23 protein-coding genes are annotated in these 22699 nt (G+C 65.2%); 12 read left to right on the top strand and 11 right to left on the bottom strand.

Annotated elements, in window-relative coordinates:
- Nucleotides 1-5 precede the first annotated feature (5 nt).
- From rnhA to OH686_RS03480, 4 genes are all read left to right on the top strand, one after another.
- A complete protein-coding gene (gene rnhA, locus OH686_RS03495; RefSeq protein ID WP_289536179.1) occupies nucleotides 6-461 on the top strand; it encodes a ribonuclease HI in 456 nt (151 codons plus the stop codon).
- Complete coding sequence (dnaQ, locus tag OH686_RS03490; protein WP_289536178.1) at nucleotides 454-1197, top strand: DNA polymerase III subunit epsilon; 744 nt, start codon at nucleotides 454-456, stop codon at nucleotides 1195-1197. Before rnhA ends, dnaQ begins: the two co-directional genes overlap by 8 nt.
- 127 nt (nucleotides 1198-1324) lie before the next feature.
- The gene (locus OH686_RS03485; protein ID WP_289536177.1) at nucleotides 1325-3577 is read left to right on the top strand and encodes an Orn/Lys/Arg family decarboxylase; all 2253 of its coding nucleotides are present in this window, start codon (nucleotides 1325-1327) and stop codon (nucleotides 3575-3577) included.
- A 59-nt stretch (nucleotides 3578-3636) separates the two neighbouring features.
- Nucleotides 3637-4977, top strand: coding sequence for an amino acid permease (locus OH686_RS03480; RefSeq protein WP_289536176.1), 1341 nt, complete (start codon nucleotides 3637-3639; stop codon nucleotides 4975-4977).
- A 9-nt stretch (nucleotides 4978-4986) separates the two neighbouring features.
- Here OH686_RS03480 and nhaB read toward each other — a convergent pair whose 3' ends face one another.
- Nucleotides 4987-6483, bottom strand: a complete 1497-nt coding sequence (nhaB, locus tag OH686_RS03475; RefSeq protein ID WP_289536175.1) for a sodium/proton antiporter NhaB — start codon at nucleotides 6481-6483, stop codon at nucleotides 4987-4989.
- Between the two features lie 225 nt (nucleotides 6484-6708).
- On the opposite strand from nhaB, the gene OH686_RS03470 reads away from it, so the two are divergent.
- From OH686_RS03470 to nudC, 3 genes are read left to right on the top strand one after another with little or no spacing between them, the layout of a single operon-like run.
- The gene (locus OH686_RS03470; protein ID WP_289536174.1) at nucleotides 6709-7521 is read left to right on the top strand and encodes a crotonase/enoyl-CoA hydratase family protein; all 813 of its coding nucleotides are present in this window, start codon (nucleotides 6709-6711) and stop codon (nucleotides 7519-7521) included.
- A 16-nt stretch (nucleotides 7522-7537) separates the two neighbouring features.
- On the top strand, nucleotides 7538-9211 hold the full coding sequence (locus OH686_RS03465) for a FimL-related protein (RefSeq protein ID WP_137972685.1): 1674 nt from the start codon (nucleotides 7538-7540) through the stop codon (nucleotides 9209-9211).
- Nucleotides 9211-10044 carry an NAD(+) diphosphatase gene (gene nudC, locus OH686_RS03460; protein ID WP_289536173.1) on the top strand — a complete coding sequence of 278 codons (834 nt, stop codon included), beginning with the start codon at nucleotides 9211-9213 and terminating at the stop codon, nucleotides 10042-10044. The genes OH686_RS03465 and nudC overlap by 1 nt, the downstream gene beginning before the upstream one ends.
- A 3-nt stretch (nucleotides 10045-10047) precedes the next feature.
- Here the strand turns inward: nudC and OH686_RS03455 are convergent, their stop codons facing one another.
- Together OH686_RS03455 and OH686_RS03450 are read right to left on the bottom strand one after the other, a co-directional pair.
- Complete coding sequence (locus tag OH686_RS03455; RefSeq protein WP_289536172.1) at nucleotides 10048-10416, bottom strand: glyoxalase superfamily protein; 369 nt, start codon at nucleotides 10414-10416, stop codon at nucleotides 10048-10050.
- Between the two features lie 9 nt (nucleotides 10417-10425).
- A complete protein-coding gene (locus tag OH686_RS03450; RefSeq protein WP_289536171.1) occupies nucleotides 10426-11202 on the bottom strand; it encodes a TSUP family transporter in 777 nt (258 codons plus the stop codon).
- 101 nt (nucleotides 11203-11303) lie between these two features.
- On the opposite strand from OH686_RS03450, the gene OH686_RS03445 reads away from it, so the two are divergent.
- Nucleotides 11304-11954, top strand: a complete 651-nt coding sequence (locus OH686_RS03445) for a hypothetical protein (RefSeq protein ID WP_289536170.1) — start codon at nucleotides 11304-11306, stop codon at nucleotides 11952-11954.
- A 60-nt stretch (nucleotides 11955-12014) separates the two neighbouring features.
- Here the strand turns inward: OH686_RS03445 and OH686_RS03440 are convergent, their stop codons facing one another.
- The 4 genes from OH686_RS03440 to OH686_RS03425 form a co-directional block, all read right to left on the bottom strand.
- On the bottom strand, nucleotides 12015-12782 hold the full coding sequence (locus OH686_RS03440) for an SDR family oxidoreductase (protein ID WP_289536169.1): 768 nt from the start codon (nucleotides 12780-12782) through the stop codon (nucleotides 12015-12017).
- Between the two features lie 24 nt (nucleotides 12783-12806).
- Nucleotides 12807-13874: a phosphotransferase family protein gene (locus tag OH686_RS03435; protein WP_137972691.1), complete on the bottom strand. Its 1068-nt coding sequence runs from the start codon at nucleotides 13872-13874 to the stop codon at nucleotides 12807-12809.
- A gap of 210 nt (nucleotides 13875-14084) precedes the next feature.
- Complete coding sequence (locus OH686_RS03430) at nucleotides 14085-14399, bottom strand: SCP2 sterol-binding domain-containing protein (protein ID WP_137972692.1); 315 nt, start codon at nucleotides 14397-14399, stop codon at nucleotides 14085-14087.
- A gap of 60 nt (nucleotides 14400-14459) precedes the next feature.
- Nucleotides 14460-15170, bottom strand: coding sequence for a histidine phosphatase family protein (locus OH686_RS03425; RefSeq protein ID WP_289536168.1), 711 nt, complete (start codon nucleotides 15168-15170; stop codon nucleotides 14460-14462).
- 212 nt (nucleotides 15171-15382) lie between these two features.
- Here OH686_RS03425 and sohB point away from each other — a divergent pair, with 212 nt between their 5' ends.
- A complete protein-coding gene (gene sohB / locus OH686_RS03420; protein ID WP_289536167.1) occupies nucleotides 15383-16405 on the top strand; it encodes a protease SohB in 1023 nt (340 codons plus the stop codon).
- A gap of 9 nt (nucleotides 16406-16414) precedes the next feature.
- A complete protein-coding gene (locus OH686_RS03415) occupies nucleotides 16415-17404 on the top strand; it encodes a YhdH/YhfP family quinone oxidoreductase (RefSeq protein WP_289536166.1) in 990 nt (329 codons plus the stop codon).
- Nucleotides 17405-17450: 46 nt separating this feature from the next.
- Here OH686_RS03415 and OH686_RS03410 read toward each other — a convergent pair whose 3' ends face one another.
- Nucleotides 17451-17888, bottom strand: coding sequence for a hotdog fold domain-containing protein (locus OH686_RS03410; protein ID WP_137972696.1), 438 nt, complete (start codon nucleotides 17886-17888; stop codon nucleotides 17451-17453).
- A 107-nt stretch (nucleotides 17889-17995) separates the two neighbouring features.
- Here OH686_RS03410 and OH686_RS03405 point away from each other — a divergent pair, with 107 nt between their 5' ends.
- A complete protein-coding gene (locus OH686_RS03405) occupies nucleotides 17996-18574 on the top strand; it encodes a TetR/AcrR family transcriptional regulator (protein WP_289536165.1) in 579 nt (192 codons plus the stop codon).
- A 44-nt stretch (nucleotides 18575-18618) separates the two neighbouring features.
- Here OH686_RS03405 and OH686_RS03400 read toward each other — a convergent pair whose 3' ends face one another.
- Nucleotides 18619-19116, bottom strand: a complete 498-nt coding sequence (locus OH686_RS03400) for a DUF934 domain-containing protein (RefSeq protein ID WP_137972698.1) — start codon at nucleotides 19114-19116, stop codon at nucleotides 18619-18621.
- Nucleotides 19100-20758 carry a nitrite/sulfite reductase gene (locus OH686_RS03395; protein WP_289536164.1) on the bottom strand — a complete coding sequence of 553 codons (1659 nt, stop codon included), beginning with the start codon at nucleotides 20756-20758 and terminating at the stop codon, nucleotides 19100-19102. The genes OH686_RS03400 and OH686_RS03395 overlap by 17 nt, the downstream gene beginning before the upstream one ends.
- A gap of 475 nt (nucleotides 20759-21233) precedes the next feature.
- On the opposite strand from OH686_RS03395, the gene OH686_RS03390 reads away from it, so the two are divergent.
- Nucleotides 21234-22295 (top strand): ABC transporter substrate-binding protein, encoded by a 1062-nt coding sequence (locus OH686_RS03390; protein WP_502942797.1) that lies wholly within the window; start codon nucleotides 21234-21236, stop codon nucleotides 22293-22295.
- Here OH686_RS03390 and OH686_RS03385 read toward each other — a convergent pair.
- The gene (locus OH686_RS03385; RefSeq protein WP_289536162.1) at nucleotides 22292-22510 is read right to left on the bottom strand and encodes a DUF2970 domain-containing protein; all 219 of its coding nucleotides are present in this window, start codon (nucleotides 22508-22510) and stop codon (nucleotides 22292-22294) included. The genes OH686_RS03390 and OH686_RS03385 overlap by 4 nt on opposite strands.
- Nucleotides 22511-22699: the final 189 nt, after the last annotated feature.

Here is a 22699-nt window from a genome sequence, read left to right as displayed (position 1 = left end):
ATTCAATGAGCGAAGAAGTAGTCGAGATCTACACCGATGGCGCCTGCAAGGGCAATCCCGGCCCGGGTGGCTGGGGCGCGCTGATGATCTACAAGGGCGCGGAGAAGGAGTTGTGGGGCGGCGAGCCCAACACCACCAACAACCGCATGGAGCTGATGGCGGCGATCTGCGCGCTGCTCGCCCTGACCCGGCCCTGTTCGGTGCGCCTGGTGACCGACTCGCAATATGTGATGAAGGGCATCCAGGAATGGATGCCCAACTGGAAGAAGCGCGGCTGGAAGACCTCGACCAAGGAGCCGGTGAAGAACGCCGACCTGTGGCAGGCGCTGGACGAGCAGGTCAATCGGCACAAGGTCGAGTGGCAGTGGGTGCGCGGGCATACCGGCCACCCCGGCAACGAGAAGGCCGATCAGCTGGCCAACCGCGGTGTAGAGGAAGTGAGGGCAATGAAACATGCGTAGTGTGGTACTGGACACCGAAACCACCGGCATGCCGGTCACCGATGGTCACCGCATCATCGAGATCGGCTGCGTCGAGCTGGAGGGCCGTCGCCTGACCGGCCGCCACTTCCACGTCTACCTCAACCCCGATCGCGAGATCGACGAGGGTGCGATTGCGGTCCACGGCATCACCAACGAGTTCGTCGCCGACAAGCCGCGCTTCAAGGATGTGGCCGACGAGTTCTTCGAGTTCATCACCGGCGCCCAGCTGATCATCCACAACGCGGCGTTCGACGTCGGCTTCATCAACAACGAATTCGCCTTGCTGGGGCAGACCGAGCGCAGCGACGTCAGCGACTACTGCTCGATTCTCGACACCCTGCTGATGGCCCGCGAGCGCCATCCGGGCCAGCGCAACAACCTCGACGCCCTGTGCAAGCGCTACGGCGTCGACAACTCCGGCCGCGACCTGCACGGCGCGTTGCTCGACGCCGAGATCCTCGCCGACGTCTACCTGACCATGACCGGTGGCCAGACCCACCTGTCGCTGGCCGGTGAGGGTGGTGACGGCTCCGGTCGCGTGCTGCCCAGCCCGATCCGCCGCCTGGATCCAGGCCGCAACCTGACCCGCGTGCTGCGCGCCAGCGCCGAGGAGCTGGCCGCCCATGCGGCGCGCCTGGCGATTATTGAAAAGTCCGCCGGCGGTCCGTCGCTGTGGGCCAAGATGGACGCGCCAGCGGAAGAACCGGTGAGCTGAGCGGAACCGGTCGTATGGCCAATGCGACCTTTTCTTACAGCCTTCCGCACTGGGGGTTCCGCCCGTTGGGGCGAACTTCTAACCTGAGGGGATAGGTGCCCGAGAGCACCACCCTCAGGAACCTCCAATGTATAAAGACCTGAACTTCCCCATCCTCATTGTTCACCGCGACATCAAGGCCGATACCGTCGCCGGCGAACGCGTCCGCGCCATTGCCGAAGAGCTGGGCAAGGACGGCTTCACCATCCTCCCCACCGCCAGCTCCGCCGAGGGGCGCATCGTCGCCTCCACCCACCACGGCCTGGCCTGCATCCTAGTGGCCGCCGAGGGGGCGGGCGAGAACCAGCGTCTGCTGCAGGACATGGTCGAGCTGATCCGCGTCGCCCGCGTGCGCGCGCCGCAGCTGCCGATCTTCGCCCTCGGCGAACAGGTCACCATCGAGAACGCGCCGGCCGAGGCCATGGCCGACCTCAACCACCTGCGCGGCATCCTCTATCTGTACGAAGACACGGTGTCGTTCCTCGCCCGCCAGGTGGCGCGCGCCGCGCACAACTACCTCGACGGTCTGCTGCCGCCGTTCTTCAAGGCGCTAGTGCAGCACACCGCGCAATCCAACTACTCCTGGCACACGCCCGGTCACGGCGGTGGCGTGGCCTATCGCAAGAGCCCGGTGGGGCAGGCCTTCCACCAGTTCTTCGGCGAGAACACCCTACGTTCCGACCTCTCGGTGTCGGTGCCCGAGCTGGGCTCGCTGCTCGACCACACCGGCCCGCTGGCCGATGCCGAGGCGCGCGCCGCACGCAACTTCGGCGCCGACCACACCTTCTTCGTGATCAACGGCACCTCGACGGCGAACAAGATCGTCTGGCACTCCATGGTCGGCCGCGACGACCTGGTGCTGGTGGATCGCAACTGCCACAAGTCGATCCTGCATTCGATCATTATGACCGGCGCCATCCCGCTGTACCTGTGCCCGGAGCGTAACGAGCTGGGCATCATCGGACCGATTCCGCTGAGTGAATTCAGCAAGGAATCGATCCAGGCCAAGATCGACGCCAGCCCCCTGGCTCGCGGTCGCGCACCCAAGGTCAAGCTGGCGGTGGTGACCAACTCCACCTACGACGGCCTCTGCTACAACGCCGAGATGGTCAAACAGGCCCTGGGTGACTCGGTGGAGGTGCTGCACTTCGACGAGGCCTGGTACGCCTACGCCGCCTTCCACGAGTTCTACGCCGGCCGCTACGGCATGGGCACCCAGTGCGACGAGCATTCGCCGCTGGTGTTCACCACCCATTCCACCCACAAGCTGCTGGCGGCCTTCAGCCAGGCCTCGATGATCCACGTGCAGGACGGCGGCGCCCGCCAGCTGGACCGTGATCGCTTCAACGAAGCCTTCATGATGCATATCTCCACCTCGCCGCAATACGGCATCATCGCCTCGCTGGACGTGGCCTCGGCGATGATGGAAGGCCCGGCCGGGCGCTCGCTGATCCAGGAGACCTTCGACGAGGCGCTGAGCTTCCGTCGCGCCCTGGCCAACCTGCGCCAGAACCTTAAGGCGGACGACTGGTGGTTCAGCATCTGGCAGCCGGACCAGGCCGGCGGCGAGGGCGTGCACACCGCCGACTGGCTGCTGCAGCCCAACGCCGACTGGCATGGCTTCGGCGAGGTGGCCGAGGACTACGTGCTGCTCGATCCGATCAAGGTCACCCTGGTGATGCCGGGGCTGTCCGCCGACGGCAAGCTGACCGAGGCCGGCATCCCCGCGGCGGTGGTCAGCAAGTTCCTTTGGGAGCGCGGTCTGGTGGTGGAGAAGACCGGCTTGTATTCCTTCCTGGTGCTGTTCTCCATGGGCATCACCAAGGGCAAATGGAGCACCCTGCTGACCGAGCTGCTGGAGTTCAAGCGCCTGTACGACGCCAACGTGCCGCTGCTCGATGCGCTGCCGTCGATCGCCCGCGAGGGCGGGGCGCGCTACGCCGGCATGGGCCTGCGCGACCTGTGCGACCAGCTGCACGGCTGCTATCGCGAGAATGCCACGGCCAAGGCGCTCAAGCGCATGTACACGGTGCTGCCGCAGGTGACCATCAAGCCGGCCGATGCCTACAACCAGCTGGTGCGCGGCGAGGTCGAGGCGGTGCCGATCGAGCACCTGGAGGGGCGCATCGCCGCGGTGATGCTGGTGCCCTATCCGCCGGGCATTCCGCTGATCATGCCGGGCGAGCGCTTCACCCCTGAGACCCGCTCGATCATCGACTACCTGCAGTTCGCCCGTACCTTCGACAGCCAGTTCCCCGGCTTCGACGCCGACGTGCACGGCCTGCAGCGGGAGGAAGTGGCGGGGCAGGCCTGCTATACAGTGGATTGCATCAAGGAGTAACGCACGGCCTGTAACCTCTCCGAGTGGCGGGCAGGCCGTCCACGCCATCGGGGGGAGTCATGGCTGAGGACAAAGGCACGCGGGGCGAGATGGGTTTCTGGACCTGTACCGCCCTGGTGGTTGGCAACATGGTCGGTTCGGGGGTATTCCTGCTGCCCTCCAGCCTGGCGCCCTATGGCGGGCTGAGCCTGATCGGCTGGCTGGTGTCGAGCACCGGCGCGGTGCTGCTGGCCCTGACCTTCTCGCGTCTGGCGCGCTTCAATCCCGCCGCCGGTGGCCCCTACGCCTACACCCGCGACGCCTTCGGCGGCTTCGCCGGTTACCTGTGTGCCTGGACCTACTGGAAGGCGGCCTGGATCGGCAATGCGGCGATCGCCGTGACCCTGGTCGGCTACCTGCAGGTATTCCTGCCGGTGTTGCGGGCGCCGATACCGATGGTGGCCACCGCCATCGGTGCGATCTGGCTGTGCACCCTGATCAACCTGCGCGGCATCACCGCCTTCGGCTACGTGCAGAACGTGCTGACCCTGCTCAAGCTGGTGCCGCTGCTGCTGGTCGGCGTGCTCGGCTGGTTCTACTTCCACCCTGAGTACTTGGCCATCCCCGAACCGGCGCAGCTGCCCGGCGGCGGCTACGCCCAGGCCATCGCCACCACGGCGGCGCTGACCCTGTGGTCGTTCATCGGTCTGGAGTCGGCCACGGTGCCGGCCGAGCACGTGAGCGATCCGCGCCGTACCATTCCGCGGGCCACTCTGGTCGGCACCCTGGTGGCGGCGGCGGTGTACATCCTCTCCATCACCGCCGTGCAGGGCATCTTGCCGCCGGAGGTGCTGGCCAAGTCCACCGCGCCCTTCGCCGACGCGGCGCGGGTGATGCTGGGTGACTGGGGCTACTACTTCATCGCTGGCGGCGCGGTGATCGCCTGCCTCGGCGCGCTCAACGGCTGGGTGCTGCTGCAGGGGCAGATCCCTATGGCCACCGCCCGTGACGGCCTGTTGCCGGAGTCCCTGGCCAAGACCAATCGCTACGGCGTGCCGGCCAACGGCCTGCTGGTCTCCGGCGTGCTGGTGACCCTGCTAGTGATCGTGGACGGGCAGGGCGAGCTGGTCGATGTGTTCAACGTGATCATCCTGCTCGGCACCATGGCCGGTGTGGTGCCCTATGTATTCTGCGCCGCGGCGCTGCTGCACCTGCTGGCGATGCGTCCCGGCGACTTCGGTCGCCATGAGAGCAGCCGTCTGCTGTGGATCGGCTGCTGCGCCTTCATCTACTCGATGTGGGCGCTGTATGGCACCGGCGAGCAGGCGATCTTCTGGGGCTTCCTGGTGCTGATGGTCGGCATTCCGCTCTACACCTGGCGCCAGTGGCGCAACCGGGTTGAGGCGGACTTCGGTAAGTGAGGCCGGGCCTCACAACCAGTAGCTGACCGCCCACCAACCCAGGCCGCCCATGACGATGGTGTAGGGCAGGGCCATCCACACCATGCGCCCGTAGGACAGCCGGATCAGCGGCGCGATGGACGAGGTGAGCAGGAACAGGAACGCCGCCTGGCCGTTGGGCGTGGCCACGCTGGGCAGGTTGGTGCCGGTATTGACGGCCACCGCCAGTGCCTCGAAATGCTCGCGAGTCATGTTGCCGGCGAGGAAGGCCTGCTTGACCTCGGTGATGTAGATGGTGGCGACGAACACGTTGTCGCTGATCGCCGAGAGCAGCCCGTTGGCGATGAACAGCATGCCCGGCTGCTGCTCCGCTGGCAGGGCGAGCACCGCCTGGATCAGCGGGGTGAACAGCTGCTGTTGCTGGATCACCGCGACCACGGCGAAGAAGGTCACCAGCAGCGCGGTGAACGGTAGTGCGTCCTGGAAGGCGCGGCCGATGCGGTGCTCGTCGGTGATGCCGGAGAAGGCGGTGATCAGCACGATGACGCTCAGGCCGATCAGGCCGACCTCGGCCACATGCAGGGCCAGCCCGATGATCAGCAGCACTGCTGCCAGGCCCTGTACCAGCAGCGCGGCACGCTGTTCCGGGGTGCGCTGGGCATCGCTGGCGTTGGCATGCTCGGCCAGCACCTGGCGCACCGAGGCCGGCAACTGGGCGCCATAGCCGAACCAGCCCAGACGTTCCAGCAGCACGCAGGTAGCCAGGCCGGCGGCCAGCACCGGAATGGAAACGGGAGCCACACGCAGGAAGAAATCGGCGAAGTTCCATCCCATTTCGTGGCCGATCAGCAGATTCTGCGGCTCGCCCACCAGGGTGCACACGCCACCCAGGGCGGTGCCCACCGCGCCATGCATCAGCAGGCTGCGCAGGAAGGCGCGGAACTGCTCCAGATCCTCGCGGTGTAGTTCTACCGCTTCGGCCTCCAGGAACTCTTCGTCCTGGGCGCCGCGGCCGGAGGCGACCCGGTGGTAGACCGCATAGAAGCCCAGCGTGGCGGCGATGATCACTGCGGTTACGGTCAGTGCATCGAGGAAGGCCGAGAGGAAAGCCGAGAGCAGGCAGAACAGCAGGGCCAGCAGCGCCTTGGAGCGCACGCCGAGCAGCAGTCGCGAGAACAGGAACAGCAGCAGGTCCTTCATGAAGTAGATGCCAGCGACCATGAACATCAGCAGCAGGATCACCGGGAAGTTGTGCGCCAGCTCCTCGTAGAGGGCCTTCGGTGTGGCCAGGCCGAGCAGGATGGCCTGCAGCACCAGCAGCCCGCCGGGCAGCAGCGGATAGCACTTGAGCGCCATGCCCAGGGTGAAGATGAATTCGCCCACCAGCAGCCAACCGGCCGCCACCGGGCCGGCAGCCCATAGCACCAGCGGATTGGCGAGCAGGAAGAAGAGGATGGTCAGCTTGTACCAGGACGGCGAGCTGCCGAGAAAGTTGTGCGCGAGGGCGCCGGCCAAGGATCGCTTCATCGGTGTCTCTCCCCTGAGGAAAAAAGGGCGAAGATTCCGGGCCAGTTCCAAAAAGATCAAGCGTTTAACGGATATAGTCAGAAATCTTCTTAGCTTTGCTAGCGTGTCCTGCGTCACAGTGGCCAGCATCGACTTTTGTTTCGTGCTTGTTATAGTGGGCCGATTGATTCCAAAACAACATATCTATGCGCGCCGCCGTGCGCCTTGCCCTCGAGGATGATCTGCGTGCCCGAATACAAAGCTTTCCGCGTCGAGCTCATCGACAAGATCGCCCATGTGCAGATCAACCGCCCGGAGAAGGTCAACGCGATGAACGTCGACTTCTGGGAGGAGATCATCGAGATCTTCCGCTGGGTCGATGAAACCGACGAGGCCCGCGTGGTGGTGCTCTCCGGTGCCGGCAAGCACTTCTCCTCGGGCATCGACCTGATGCTGCTAGCCCAGGCCGGCAGCGCCCTGGGCAAGGACGTCGGCCGCAATGCCGAGGCCCTGCGCCGCAAGATCCTGCAGCTGCAAGGCTCGTTCAACGCCGTCGACAACTGCCGCAAGCCGGTGCTGGCAGCCATCCAGGGCTACTGCTTGGGTGGCGCCATCGACCTGATCTCGGCCTGCGATATGCGCTACTCCACTGCCGATGCGCAGTTCTCCATCAAGGAGATCGATATGGGCATGGCTGCCGACGTCGGCACCCTGCAGCGCCTGCCGCGGATCATCGGCGACGGCATGATGCGCGAGCTGGCCTTCACCGGCCGCACCATCGACGGCAAGGAGGCCCTGCGCATCAACCTGGTCAACCGCACCTACGCCAGCCAGGAGGAGCTGCTGGCCGGTGTATTCGAGATCGCCCGCGAGATCGCCGCCAAGTCGCCGATCGCCATCCGCGGCACCAAACACATGATTCGCTACATGCGCGACCACCGCGTCGACGATGGGCTGGAGTACGTGGCCAACTGGAATGGCGCGATGCTGCAATCCGCCGACCTGCGCGTGGCCATGGCCGCGCACATGAGCAAGCAGAAACCGGAATTCGCCGACTGAGAGGTTCATCAGACCCATGGTCACTGGAGCGACATCCCTGAGCTTGGTGCGTGACGAGTTGTTCACCACCATGGAAGAGACCGAACAGAGTCTCGAACAGTTCATTGCCGAACGGAACAACGGCAGCCTGCTGCAGCAGGCCGTGGAAAACCTGCAGCAGGTGCGTGGCACCCTCAATCTGATCGAACTGGCCGGCGCCGAGCTGCTGGCCCAGGAAGTGCTGCAACAGGCCACCGACATTCCCGCCGGTGCCGGCGAGGAGCGTGACGGTCAGCTGGCGGCGCTGAGCAACGCCCTTTACGTGCTGCGCCGCTATCTGGAAAACGTCGACGCCAGCCGCCAGGAAATGCCCGAGCTGCTGCTGCCGGCGATCAACGATCTGCGTCAGGCCGGTGCCCAGCCGCCGTTGCCGGAGAGCTTCTTCTTCAGCGTGCGCCTCGACCAGGCGCGTCCTGCCGGCGTGCCGCTGGCTGCTGCCAGCGCCGAAGATGCGCGCCGCCTGCGCCACATGTTCCAGGTCGGCCTGCTCGGCTTCATCCGCGAGGACAACCCGCAGGCCGGCCTCAAGCTGATGCTGCGCGCCCTGGGGCGCCTGGACAGCCTGTTCGTCGACAAGCCGGCCGGCCGCCTGTACTGGGCCGGTGCCGCGGCCGTGGAATCGCAGCTGGACGGCCAGCTGCTGCCACGCAAGTCGCGCAAGCAGCTGTTCTCGCGCCTGGATCGCGAGATCAAGCAGGCCCTGGTTGCCAACGGCAGCTACGAGGCGCCGCGCAGCCTGCTCAAGGAACTGCTCTATCTGGTGGCCCTGGCCGATAGCCGTGGCCCGCAGGCCAGTGCCGTGCGCGACGTGTTCGGCCTGACCCCGCTGCCGTTCACCGATCACCTGCTCGACGAGGAATACCAGCGTCTGTCCGGCCCCGGCCAGGGCGTGATGCGCTCGCTGTCCACCGCCATCCGCGAGGAGCTGGCCAGCGTCAAGGATCTGCTCGACCTGATCGAGCGCGGCACCGCCCAACCGGACAGCTTCGGCAATCTGCACGCGCTGCTCGGCAAGCTGGCCAAGACCCTCAGCATGGTCGGCCTCAGCTCCGCGGCCAACGCGCTGCAGGTGCAGCTGCCGATAGTCGGTGGCTGGAGCGAGAACAGCCCTGCGGCCAATACCGACCTGCACAAGCTGGCCGAAGCGGTGCTCTACGTGGAGAGCATGGTCGCCAGCCTGGAACGTGGCGAGCAGCGCAACCAGCGTCCGGCGCCGGTGCAGCCGGGAGACGAGGGAGAAGCCTTCGCCGCTCACCAGCTGGTCGAGGCCCGTATCGTGGTGGTCGATGAGGCCCAGGGCGGCCTGGCCCTGGCCAAGCGGGCGATCACCTCCTATCTGGAAGCCAATGGCGACAAGCTGCACCTGGCCAATGTGCCGTTCAGCCTGCAGGCGGTGCGTGGCGGCCTATGGTTCCTCGGCCAGGAGCGCGCGGCCAAGCTGATCGGCCTGTGTGCCGACTACATCCAGACGCAGATGCTCGATGCCCGGCAGATGCCTTCCGAGCAGATGCTGGAAACCCTGGCCGATGCCCTCAGCAGCCTGGAGTACTACCTCGAAGGCGGCGCCGTGCTGCGCCCCGAGACCACGCCGAGCGTGCTCGACCTGGCCGAGGAAAGCGTACGTGCCCTGGGCCTGTCGGTAACCCCCTGATGGCTTCCGGCTGGCAGACCACACCGCCACTAGATAACGCCCAGGCCGGTGGCTGGGCGCTGGTGCGCAGCTCCCAGGGCTTCCTCGCCGACGGCAACGGCGTGCTGTTCCCTCGTGAATGGCTGAAGCGCCAGGACCTGCCGCTGCTGGCCGAACACGGCCTCGGCCATTTCGATGGCGAGCCGGTGTGGTTGCTGACGCTGGATCGCCCGGCGGAGATGCCCGGCTGCTTCTGGCAGGGCCTGCGCCAGTTCATGCTGCAGGCCGATTATCCAACCTTCCGCATGCTCTCGTTCGCCGAGCAGGTCGGCCACTGGGATCTCAATCACCGCTTCTGCGGCCGCTGTGGCAGTCGTAATCGTCTGGTGCCGAACGAGCGCTGCATGCGTTGCCCCGAGTGTGGCCTGGATAGCTACGCGCGCATCTCGCCGAGCATGATCGTGCTGGTCAGCCGTGGCGACGAGGTGCTGCTGGCCCGTTCGCCGCGCTTCGTGCCGGGTGTCTACAGTACCCTGGCCGGCTTCGTCGAGCCGGGCGAGTCGGCGGAGGAGTGCGTGGCCCGCGAGGTGCGCGAGGAGGTCGGCATCGAGGTCGGCAACCTGCAGTACCTGGGTAGCCAGGGCTGGCCGTTCCCCCATTCGCTGATGCTCGGCTTCCACGCCGAATACGTCAGTGGCGAGATCGTGCCGCAGGCCGACGAGATCGAGGACGCCCGCTGGTTCCCCGTCGATCAGCTGCCGCCGCTGCCGATGCATCGCTCCATCGCCCGCTACCTGATCGATCTCTATGTTGCCCGCCGCCTGGGCCAGCCGGAGCCACAGCTGCTGCGTTGAGCGTCAGCCGCCCACGGAGTCGGTGAAGGTCAGGCGATTGCCGAACGGATCGCGCAGGCTCATGTCGCGGCTGCCCCAGGGCTGGGCCTCGATGCTGGGCCGCGCATAGCCGTATTCCTTCTGCTCCAGCTCCTGGTGGAACGCGTCCAGCGCATCGGTCTCGATGCGCATCGCCGCGCCCGGGCAGGCGTCCCCGTGGTGCTCGGACAGGTGCAGCACGCAGCCGCCGCGGGATATCTGCAGATACAGCGGCATGCCGGGGGCGAAGCGGTGCTCCCAGTCGACTCGGAAGCCTAAATATTCCACATAGAATTCCCGTGCCTTGGCTTCGTCGAAGATGCGCAGGATCGGAGTGGTGTTGCTCAATCGCATGACTATTCCTCAGAACCAGTGCTGCCAGGCCAGGCGCGCGGTCAGCGCCAGTACCACCAGGAGGAATACCGGGCGGATGAACTTGGAGCCGCCGCGGATCGCCGTGCGTGCCCCGAAGAAGGCGCCGGCCATCAGTGCCAGGCCCATGCTGATGCCGAGCAGCCAGGCGACCTGGCCGGCGATGATGAACACGGTGAGGGCCATGGCGTTGCTGACGAAGTTCATGCTGCGCGCCACGCCGCTGGCTCGTACCAGGTCCATGGGGTAGAGCAGCAGGGTGCTGACGGTCCAGAAGGCGCCGGTGCCGGGGCCGGCCACGCCATCGTAGAAGCCCAGACCTAGCCCTTGCGGCCATTGGCGACCCTGGGCCACGGGCGCGTCCTGCTGGCCGTGGGTCTCCGGAGTCTTGCCGAACAACAGGTACAGGCCGCAGCCGAACACCACGGCCGGGAGCATCTGGTTGAGCCAGGCGGCCGGCAGCCAGTGGGCGATGATCGCGCCGATCGCCGCGCCGATCGCCGTGGCGATCAGCGCGTTGCGCCATTGCCGCGGCGCGAACAGCTTGCGTCGGTAGAAGGTGTAGCTGGCGGTGGCCGAGCCGAAGGTGGCGCACAGCTTGTTGGTACCCAGCACCAGGTGCGGCGGCAGGCCGGCGGTAAGCAGGGCGGGAATGGTCAGCAGACCACCGCCGCCGGCGATGGCGTCGATGAAACCGGCGGTGAAGGCGACGATGGCGAGGATCAGCAGGGTGGTCGGATCGACTCCAAGCTCGAAGGGAAAGGGCATAAAAAAACTCGAAGTGGGTTCAATTGTGCGGCGCCGTTGCTGGTTCGCCCCGCAGCTGCTGAGCATAATGCCGAGAAAAATTCGTATAAGGAATCACACGCATGCAGTACGACGGCCTGGCCTGGTTCACCGGCCTGCTGGCCCTGCTGGCCCTGTTCATCGCCGCCCGCATCCTGTTCGCTCCCAACTGGTTCCTCGCCTGGCTGCGCGGCACTGCCGGCCTGGCCTTCCTGGCCCTGGCGCTGCTGGTTGGCGTGGTCGCCTATGACCTGCGCAGCTACGATGCCCAGGTGCAGGAAAAGCCGCTGGTGACCCTGAGTTTCGCCGCCGACGGCCCGCAGCGCTACCGGGTCAACCTGCTGGAGGGTGGCGAGGAGCGTGAGGTGACCCTGGAGGGCGACCTGTGGCAGCTGGACGCTCGCCTGCTGGGCTGGAAGGGCCTGGCTGCGCTGATCGGCCTGGAGCCCGGCTACCGCCTGGAGAAACTCTCCGGCCGCTTCCTCGCCATCGAGCAGCAGCAGAATGCCCGTCATGCCCAGGTACAGCTGGCGCAGAGTCCCTATGGCATCGACCTGTGGCGCTGGCTGCGCCTGGGACAGCGCGACCTGTTCCTGTTCGATCCGCAGGCTGCGCGTGTCACCTACCTGCCGATCGCCGACGGCGCCGCCTTTACCGTCAGCCTCAGTCCCACCGGGCTGCTGGCCAGGCCGATGAACCAGGCCGCCGAGCAGGCGCTGAAAGACTGGCAGTAGGTCTTTCTCAGGCAAACAAAAAGGGACCCGAGGGTCCCTTTTTCATGTCCGCTACAAGCCTCAGGAGAGGAAGCCGCCGTCCACGTTCAGTGCCACACCGGTGGTGTAGCTGGAGGCATCGCTGGCCAGGTACAGCACGGTGCCGGCCATCTCGCTCGGAGCGGCCACGCGCTTGAGCGGGATGCGCTGCAGGGCGACGTTGAGGATCGAGTCGTTCTTGGTCAGCGCCGAGGCGAACTTGGTGTCGGTCAGACCCGGCAGCAGGGCGTTGCAGCGGATGCCGAACTGCGCGCACTCCTTGGCGAAGACCTTGGTCATGCTGATCACGGCGGCCTTGGTCACCGAGTAGATGCCCTGGAACTCGCCCGGCGAGACGCCGTTGATCGAGGCGACGTTGATGATCGAGCCGCCGCCGTTGGCCTTCATCAGCTTGCCGCCTTCGATGGACATGAAGTAGTAGCCGCGGATGTTGACGTCGACGGTCTTCTGGAAGGCGCCCAGGTCGGTGTCCAGCACGTTGCAGAACTGCGGGTTGGTGGCGGCATTGTTGACCAGGATGTCGAGGCGGCCGAACTGCTCGCGGATGAAGCCGAAGACGTTGCTGATCTGTTCCATCTCGCCGATGTGGCAGGCGATGGCGGTGGCCTTGCCGCCGTCGGCGACGATGGCGTCGGCGACCTTCTGGCAATCGTCGATTTTGCGGCTCGAGACGATCACGTGAGCACCTTGCTGGGCCAGCAGTTTGGCGATGGCCTCACCGATGCCGCGGCTGGCGCCGGAGACGAAAGCGATCTTGCCGTCGAGGTCGAACAGGTTGGTCTTGGACATTGCGAGTACCTTGTCTGAGCCGGGTTACAGGGTGGATTTGTTGATGACCTGCAGGGCAGCCTGCTCCAGCAGTTTGTTCATCATGATGAACTGGGCGAAGCGCTTGTCCTTGGTCTGGCCATGGAAGAAGCGGTAGTAGATCTGCTGGACGATGCCGGCCAGGCGGAACAGGCCGTAGCAGTAGTAGAAGTCGAAGTTGTCGATCTGGATGCCGGCACGCTGGGCGTAGTAGTCGACGAACTCCTGGCGGCTCAGCATGCCCGGCGCGTTGCTCGGTTGGCGGCGCATCAGCTGCATGGGCTGTGGGTCGGCGGCTTCGATCCAGTAGGCGAGTGTGTTACCCAGATCCATCAGCGGGTCGCCGATGGTGGTCAGCTCCCAGTCCAGCACGCCGATGATCTGCATCGGGTTGGCCGGGTCGAGGATCACGTTGTCGAAGCGGTAGTCGTTATGCACGATGCCCGGCTTGTGGTGGTCGGCCGGCATCTTCTCGCGCAGCCAGGCCTTGACCGGTTCCCAGGTCGGCGCGTCGGGGGTCAGGGCCTTCTCGTAGCGATCGCTCCAGCCTTCGATCTGGCGCTTCACGTAGCCTTCCGGCTTGCCCAGGTCGGCCAGGCCGCAGGCCTGGTAGTCGACGTTGTGCAGGTCGACCAGCTTGTCGATGAAGCTCTTGCACAGGGCATTGGTCTGCTCGGCGCTGAAGTTCAGCTCGGCCGGCATGTCGCTGCGCAGGATGATGCCCTTGACCCGCTGCATCACGTAGAACTCGGCGCCGATCACGGACTCGTCGGTGCAGTGCACGTAGGCCTTAGGGCAGTAGGGGAAGCCGGCGTTGAGCTGGTTGAGGATGCGGTACTCGCGGCCCATGTCGTGGGCCGACTTGGCCTTGTGGCCGAAGGGCGGACGACGCAGGACGAATTCCTGCTCGGGGTATTCCAGCAGGTAGGTCAGGTTGGAGGCGCCGCCGGGGAACTGGCTGATGCGCGGCGTACCGGTGAGACCGGGGATGTGCGCCTTCAGGTACGGGTCGATCTGCGCGGCATCGAGCTCTTCGCCTTCGCGGATGCCGGTGGACTGGTCTGTCAGCGTCATGCTTATCCCTTCTGATGATGATGGGTGCCACTAATCATTGGCTAATCTAATGTTGCCCGCGGGCCCTAACAAGCAAAGCACAGCGTTATAGATGTGGCTGTTGGTTGTCGATCAAGGGGCCTGATTTGCTCGCGATGCGCGACGGCAGGCGAAAAAAAACCGGAGCCCTAGGACTCCGGTTTTCTGCGTTCGCAGGCCTCGCCCGAGGGCTTATACCGGGAACAGCTCGGCCAGTTTCATGGCCAGCATCATGTCGCCTTCGGCGCGCAGCTTGCCGCCCATGAAGGCCTGCATGCCGTCGGTTTCGCCGCTGGCGATGCCAGCCAGGGTGGCGCTGTCCATGATCAGGGTGACGTTGGCGTTGGCATTGTCGCCCTGTTGCACGTCGCAGGTGCCGTCCTTGACGATCAGCGCGTAGTTCTCACCGTCTTCGATGTTGAACTGGAACACCAGGTCCAGGCCGGCGGCAGCGCTGGCGTTGAACTTGGACTTCATGGTGTTGATGGTGTCGGCAACGGAGCTCATGGTTTCATCCTTTGTTATCAAGGTTACTGACGGCCTTATACGGGCCGCTGTGGGCCGGACTCAGCGATAGGTGATGAGTTCCGGGGTTTTCAACAGCTCCAAATGCACACGGCTGTTGAAGGAAGCCAGGGTCGCCTCACTGCCGCGGAACTGCAGGCGCGAGAGCGAAGTATTGACGATCTGCCAGTTGAGTTCGAAGGCCTTGTCGGCCGGTACACCGGTCAGCAGGTGGAGCAGGGCGGTGATGGTGCCGCCGGAGGTGAACACGGCGATGTGCTGACCGCGTTCGGCTTGCGCCAGCAGGCGCTGCAGGCCGCCGTTCACCGTATCGACGAAGCCCTGCCAGGTGTCGTGCTCGGGCTGGTCGTATTCGCCGCTGACCCAGCGGCGGATGATGCGGGCGAACAGGTGCTGGAAGGCGGCGCGGTTGTCCTTGGGGTTACGCAGGATGGCCAGGGCGTCCGGCTCGTCCGGCAGCATGGCCGGCAGCAGGTTGCGGATCACCGCCTCGGCGTCGAACTCGTTGAAGGCCGGGTCGATCTCCAGCTCCGGGGCGTTCAGCCCGGCGGCCACGCAGCGCTGCATGGCGGCGGTGGCGGTGTGCTGCTGACGGCGCAGGCTGCCGCTCAGGCAACGATCAAGGCTGATGCCGAGCTGGGCGAGATGATCGCCGAGTACTTCGGCCTGACGCACGCCGAGCGGTGACAGCACGTCGTAATCGTCTGCACCGAATGAGGCCTGGCCATGTCGAATCAGGTAGATGCTGCCCACGTCCCAGTCGATCCCGATGGGTTGAAGTTTCGCGAGGGTAGGGCCGGAGTCGGGCCGCTGTCAACGAAAAAACATACGCTTGTTTGAATTCGCCGAGGGCGACCGACGCGCGGCTCGTCGCGATTGGCCGGCAGTCGCTCGCGCCGGTATGCTGTGGGCCGGCGGGTGCCTGGCTTGGGCCCTGGGACAGGATAAACAACGAGGGGGAACCTGTGGAGTTTCTGTTGGATTATGCGGACTTTCTGCTCCGCACCCTGACCGTGGTGGTCGCGATCATCGTGGTGCTGCTGACCATCGCCGCGCTGCGTGGCAAGGGGCGCGGCAAGGGCGGCGGCCAGTTGCAGGTGCACAAGCTCAACGATTTCTACAAGGCGCTGCGCGAGCGCCTGGAACACGAGCTGCTGGACAAGGCGCAGCTCAAGGCCCAGCGCAAGGCCGAAGCCAAGCAGGCCAAGCAGCAGAAGAAGGAAGGCGGTCACAAGCCGCGGGTGTTCGTGCTCGATTTCGATGGTGACATCAAGGCCTCGGCCACCGACAACCTGCGCCACGAAGTCACCGCGCTGCTGAGCCTGGCCACCGCCCAGGATGAAGTGGTGCTGCGCCTGGAGAGCGGCGGTGGCATGGTGCATGGCTACGGCTTGGCTGCCTCGCAGCTGGCGCGCATCCGCCAGGCCGGCGTGCCGCTGACTGTGTGCGTGGACAAGGTCGCCGCCAGCGGCGGCTACATGATGGCCTGCATCGGTGACAAGGTGCTGTCCGCTCCCTTCGCCATTCTCGGCTCCATCGGCGTGGTGGCCCAGCTGCCCAATGTCCATCGCCTGCTGAAAAAGCACGATATCGACGTCGAGGTCCTCACTGCCGGCGAGTTTAAGCGCACCCTCACGGTGTTCGGCGAGAACACCGAGAAGGGCCGGGAGAAGTTCCAGGAGGACCTGGAGACCACCCACGAGCTGTTCAAGAACTTCGTGGCCCGCTACCGGCCGCAGCTGTCGATCGACGAGATCGCCACCGGCGAGGTCTGGCTGGGCATCTCGGCGTTGAACAAGCATTTGGTCGATGAGCTCAAGACCAGCGACGAATACCTGGCCGAACGCGCCCGCGAGGCCGAGCTGTTCCACCTGCACTATGCCGAGAAGAAGAGCCTGCCGGAGCGTTTCGGCCTGGCCGCCAGCGTCACCCTGGACCGCCTGCTGCTGAGCTGGTGGAGCCGTCTCAATCAACAACGATTCTGGTAGGAGTAAGCCATGACTGCCTTCAAGGCTTTGCTGGTCAGTGAGGAAAACGGCGCCTTCGTGCCCAGGGTGGTGGAGCGCAATGTCGCCGAGCTGCCCACCGGCGAGGTACTGATCCGCGTGCAGTACTCCTCGCTCAACTTCAAGGACGCCCTGTCCGCCAGCGGCAACCGCGGCGTGACCAAGGCCTTTCCGCATACCCCGGGCATCGACGCCGCCGGCGTGGTGGCCGAGTCCTCGGTGAGCGAGTTCGCCATGGGCGACGAGGTCATCGTCACCGGCTACGACCTGGGCATGAACACGGCCGGCGGCTTCGGCCAGTACATCCGCGTGCCGGCGGCCTGGGTGATCAAGCGCCCCAAGGGCTTGTCGCTGCGTGAGGCCATGCTGCTCGGCACCGCCGGTCTGACCGCCGCGCTGTGCGTGGACAAGCTGGAGCAGGCGGGGCTGACTCCGGCCGCCGGTCCGGTGCTGGTAACCGGTGCCACCGGCGGCGTCGGCAGCATCGCCGTCGCCCTGCTGGCGCGCCTCGGCTACAACGTTGCGGCATCCACCGGCAAGGCCGGGCAGGGCGAGTTCCTGCGCCAGCTAGGCGCCCAGCAGATCGTGCCGCGCGAGGAGCTGCAGGACGGCAGCGAAAAGATGATGCTCAAGGAGCGTTGGGCCGGTGCGGTGGATACCGTCGGTGGCGACATCCTGTTCAACGTGGTCAAGTCGCTGCGCTACGGCGCCAGCGCCGCCTGCTGCGGTCTGACTGCAGGCATGGGCTTCAAGGGCAGCGTGGCGCCCTTTATCCTGCGCGGGGTCAACCTGCTGGGGGTGGATTCGGTGGAGTTGCCACTGGTGGTCAAGGCCTCCATGTGGGACAAGCTGTCCCTGCAGTGGAAGCTCGGCAACCTGGAGAGCCTGGCGGAGGAGGTGAGCCTGGAGCAGCTGCCCAAGGCCATCGAACAGATCCTCGCCGGCCAGATGGTCGGGCGGGTGCTGGTCAATCTCGGCTAAGACGCCGAGCAGGAGAAAAGGCCCGGCAATGCCGGGCCTTTTCGTTTTACGCCTGGCTGACGTACATGGTGATCTCGGCGCGGAACACCGGCTCGCCTTCCACGTAGGCCACCACCGGCACCTTGATGTCGCCGGTCTGGCTCCAGTCGATGGCGCTGCCATCGGCCACGGTGCGTACGTCGCCCTTGGCCTTGGCCAGGTATTCCACCGTCATGCCGCGCGGAATCCAGCGGTAACCGCTAGGGATGGAGGCATCGGTCATGGTGCCGGCGGCCAGCTCGGCGGCGTTGCACAGGGCGATGGCGTGCACGGTGCCGATGTGGTTGAGCACCTCGCGGCGCTTGGGAAAGGTGACTTCGGCGTAGCCCGGGCGCAGCTCGACGAACTGCGGGGCGATGCTGGCGAAGTAGGGCGCGACCTGGCCGATCATGGCGCTGAACTGTGCCGGGCCGGCCTGCTTGTACATCTGCATCATCTGACTCATGGGGTGCTCCTGAAATGGTTGGCATTGAAGAGAAGCGCGCGCCGAGGCAGTATACGAATATCAGAATTTAATTCTAGAATTTTATTCTAGCTCAACAAGGAAGCCTCATGGCTCGCCGTTCCCGCAAAGACGAAATCCTCCAGGCCGCCCTGGCCTGCTTCACCGAAACCGGCGTGGATGCCACCACCATCGAGATGATCCGCGACCGTTCCGGCGCCAGCATCGGCAGCCTCTACCATCACTTTGGCAATAAGGAGCGCATCATCGGCGCTCTCTACCTGGCCGGCACCGCCGAATACGCCGCCTTGCTGGAGGAGGGCTTCGCCACGGCCGACAGCGCCGAGGCCTGCGTCAGGCTGCTGGTCACCAGCTACATCGATTGGGTGGTGGCTAACCCGGACTGGGCGCGCTTCGTCCTGCACAGCCGCGGGCGGGTCGAGGCCAGCGAAATGGGCGAGCAGCTGCGCGAGGCCAACCGCGTGCATTTCCAGCGCATCTTCGAGGCGCTGGCCGGCTACCGCGAACAGGGCCTGTTCAAGGCCATGCCTGCGGACTGCTTCGGCTCGGTGATCATCGGCCCGACCCACGACTTCGCCCGTAACTGGCTGGCGGGGCGCACCCATACCCAGCTGGCGGACTGCCGCGAGCTATTGGCCAGCATTGCCTGGGAGTCGGTGAAGGCCTGAAACGAAAAAGCCCCGCAGTGCGGGGCTTTTTCTTGAGGCAACGATCAGGCGCGGCGGCGGAACAGCGGCAGCGGCTGGTCGGTGGAGGCCTGGTAGACCTCGCCGAACTCCTCGAAGGCCTTCAGCGCATCGACCGGGTCCTTGTCCGCCCGCAGGGCAAAGGCATCGAAGCCCACGCGCTGGTAGGAGAACAGCTGGTCGCGCAGCACGTCGCCGATGGCGCGTAGCTCGCCCTTGTAGCCGTAGCGGTTGCGCAGCAGGTAGGCGCTGGAGCAGTGGCGGCCATCGGTGAAGGCGGGGAAGTTGAGGGCGATCACCTGGAAGTTGTCCAGCTGGTCGACGATCTCTTCGATCTCCTCGCCGGCTTCCAGCCATACGCCCAGGCCGCCGTCGCGGGCCTTCAGCGCATGAGCGTGCTCACGCCACAGGGCCAGCGGTACGATCAGGTCGTCGCTGTTGCTGATGCTGTCCAGCGTGGCGTCGGCAGGCAGCAGGTGCCAGGTCTCGTCCTGCACCTGGCCGTTCTTAATGATTCGCTGCATAGACGCGCTCCTTGAACGGGTCGATTCCGACACGGCGGAAGGTGTCGAGGAAGGTTTCTTCTTCGGTGCGCTGCTCGACATAGACCTTGATCAGCTTGTCGATTACGTCGGCCATCTGCTCCTGGGCGAAGGACGGGCCGAGGATCTGCGCCAGGCTGGCCTCGCGGCCGGCGCTGCCGCCGAGTGAGACTTGGTAGAACTCCTGGCCCTTCTTGTCCACGCCGAGGATGCCGATGTGGCCGACGTGGTGGTGGCCGCAGGCGTTCATGCAGCCGGAGATGTTTAGGTCGATGTCGCCGATGTCGAACAGGTAGTCCAGGTCGTCGAAGCGGCGCTGGATGGCTTCGGCCACCGGGATCGACTTGGCGTTGGCCAGGGAGCAGAAGTCGCCACCCGGGCAGCAGATGATGTCGGTCAGCAGGCCCACGTTCGGCGTGGCGAAGCCCAGTTCGCGCAGCTCGCCCCACAGGGTGAACAGCTGCTGCTGCTCGACGTCGGCGAGGATGATGTTCTGGTTATGGCTGTTGCGCACCTCGCCGAAGCTGTAGCGGTCGGCCAGGTCGGCGATGGCGTCCAGCTGCTTGTCGGTGACGTCGCCCGGGGCGGTGCCGGTGGGCTTGAGCGACAGGGTCACGGCCACGTAGCCCGGCTTCTTGTGGGCGAAGGTGTTGCGCTGGCGCCAGCGGGCGAAGCCCGGGTGCTGGGCGTCGAGCGCGGCCAGCTCGGCGGCCTGATCGGCCAGCTCGCGGTAGGCCGGGTCGACGAAGTGGGCGGAAACTCGGGCCACTTCGGCTTCGGTCAGGGTGGTCGGGCCGTCCTTGAGGTGGGCGAACTCGGCATTCACCTTCTCGGCGAAGACTTCCGGGGTCAGTGCCTTGACCAGGATCTTGATGCGCGCCTTGTACTTGTTGTCGCGACGGCCATAGCGGTTGTATACGCGCAGGATGGCGTCGAGGTAGCCGAGCAGGTGCTGCCAGGGCAGGAACTCGTTGATAAAGCTGCCGACGATCGGGGTACGGCCCAGGCCGCCGCCGACGGAGACGCGGAAGCCCAGCTCACCGGCGTCGTTCTGCACCGCTTCCAGGCCGATGTCGTGCACCTCGATGGCGGCACGGTCGCTCACGGCGCCGTTGACGGCGATCTTGAACTTGCGCGGCAGGTGGGTGAACTCGGGGTGGAAGGTCGACCACTGGCGGATGATCTCGCACCAGGGGCGCGGGTCGATCAGCTCGTCCTTGGCCACACCGGCGAACTGGTCGGTGGTGGTGTTGCGGATGCAGTTGCCGCTGGTCTGGATCGCGTGCATCTGCACGGTGGCCAGCTCGGCCAGGATCTCCGGCACGTCTTCCAGTTCCGGCCAGTTGAACTGCACGTTCTGCCGGGTACTGATATGTGCGTAGCCCTTGTCGTAGTCGCGAGCGATCTTGGCCATCATGCGCACCTGCCGGGACGACATCAGGCCGTAGGGCACGGCGACGCGCAGCATCGGTGCATAACGCTGGATGTAGAGGCCATTCTGCAGGCGCAGAGGGCGGAACTCCTCGCCGGAGAGTTCGCCGGCCAGGTAGCGGCGGGTCTGGTCGCGGAACTGCTTGACGCGGTCCTCGACGATCCGCTGATCGTACTCGTCGTATACGTACATAGGGGTCCTGTGGGTCAGGCTACTGCTTCATCAGGCAGAAATTGGCTTTTTCGCGCGCACGGTAAACGCGCTCTTTATCAGGGCTGGGCAAAGATAACAGCTCATGAATATTCGAAAAAATGAAGTTTCCATATAAGTACATAGCTAAAGTAGATAAGTGAGCCGACTTGAGAGCGCGGCAGTGCTGGTCTTAACTCTTGGAAACCCATAACCACAACAACGGGGGCACCATGACCGAGCAAACCACCGCAGACGAAAAGGACAGTGTTGTCGATGCCTGGGCCATTTTCGCCCTGATCATGCTGGCGGTAAGCACCGCAGTGTTCTGGGTCAGCCATCAGTAAGCAGCCATACCGAAGAAGAGGGCCAGTCGCGGTTATCCGCGCTGGCCCTTTTTTATGGCTGGGCACGATCGATGGTGGCAGTTGGCCAGAGGGATGCTCTGTATAATACGCCGCGATAATGCTGAATCTGGATTCATGATTTGTTCCCGCGTGCCTTTCTGCTCCTCTGCCTGAGCCTCGTGTGCCTCTCGGCTCAGGCCACCTCCGTGGTGTTCCTCAATCCCGGCTATTCCCACGAGCGCTTCTGGGTCAACTACAGCCTTTATATGCAGGACGCGGCCGGCGACCTCGGCATGCAGCTGGAGGTGCTGTATGGCGAGCGTAATGCCGCGACCATTCTGCAGAACGCGCGCGCGGTACTGGAGCGACCGCAGCGGCCGGACTACCTGCTGTTCGTCAACGAGCAGTATCTGGGCCCGGAGATCCTGCGCCTGCTGGCCGACAGCGGCATCCGCCTTTTCGCCCTGCACAGCACGCTGACCGCGGAACAGCAGCAGCTGGTCGGCGGACCCCGCGGCAAGTACCGCAAATGGATCGGCAGCCTGGTTACCAACGACGAGGAGGCCGGCTACCTGATGGCCAAGGCCCTGATGGAGCAGGCCCCGGGCGCCGGCGAGCTGGTGGCCTTTTCCGGGGTGAAGAACACCCCATCGGCCACCCTGCGCGAGGCAGGGCTGCACCGGGCTCTGGCGGAGCATCCACAGGTGCGCCTGCGTCAGCTGCTCTACGGTGAGTGGCGCCAGCAGCGTGCCTACGAACAGGCCAAGGCGCTGCTGCCGCGCTATCCGCACGTGGAGATGATCTGGTCGGCCAACGACGAGATGGCCTTCGGTGCGATGCAGGCTGCGCAGGAGCAGGGCCGGCAGCTGCGCTATACGGCACTGAACAATTCGCAGAGCGCCTTGCAGGCGCGCATGGACGGCAAGTTCGCTGCACTGGCCACCGGGCATTTCATCCTCGGCGGCTGCGCCCTGGTGATGCTGCACGACTATGACGCCGGCCTCGATTTCGCCGAGCGCGGCGGCAAGGACCAGACCGCACGGCTGCTGCGCCTGGTCGATGCACGACAGGCGAAGAAGCTGCAGGCGCGCCTTGCTCGCAGCGACATAGGCCTGGATTTCCGTCGTTTCAGTGCCACCCGCAATCCGGACATGCGGGCCTATTCGTTTTCCATCGACGAGTTGCTGCGCTAAACCCCGGCCAGGTGCAGCACCAGCCTGACCAGGGCGAACAGCACCAGCACGAAGATCGAGGTGAACAGCACGCCGAGCAGGATGAAGTGGCTCGGCTTGCCGCGGCTGAAATCGCGCGCGCGATTCTTGCCGCTCTGCACGCCGAAGGCGGCGGCCAGCACGCTCTGCAGCATCTCGCGGAAGGTCAGTGGCTTGTCGTTGTCCTGCTCGTCCATGGGTTTCTCCGCTCGGTTTTACCTTAGAGGTTAGTAGTCCGTGCGGGTTTGACCGTCAGATTCAGCGCGCCACTGCACAGCTGTTCGGTGGCCAGCGATGGAAGGCGCTCAGCGCTGGCGAGGTCTCGCGCCGGTCCGTTCGCTACCCACAGTTCCGCCACCACCGTTACTGCGTCACCGCAAGACAGC

This window comes from Pseudomonas sp. SO81, assembly GCF_030374125.1.
Classification (GTDB): domain Bacteria; phylum Pseudomonadota; class Gammaproteobacteria; order Pseudomonadales; family Pseudomonadaceae; genus Aquipseudomonas.
The sequence above is the reverse complement of the archived record's forward strand: the minus strand, read 5'-3'. Positions and strand labels throughout refer to the sequence as shown.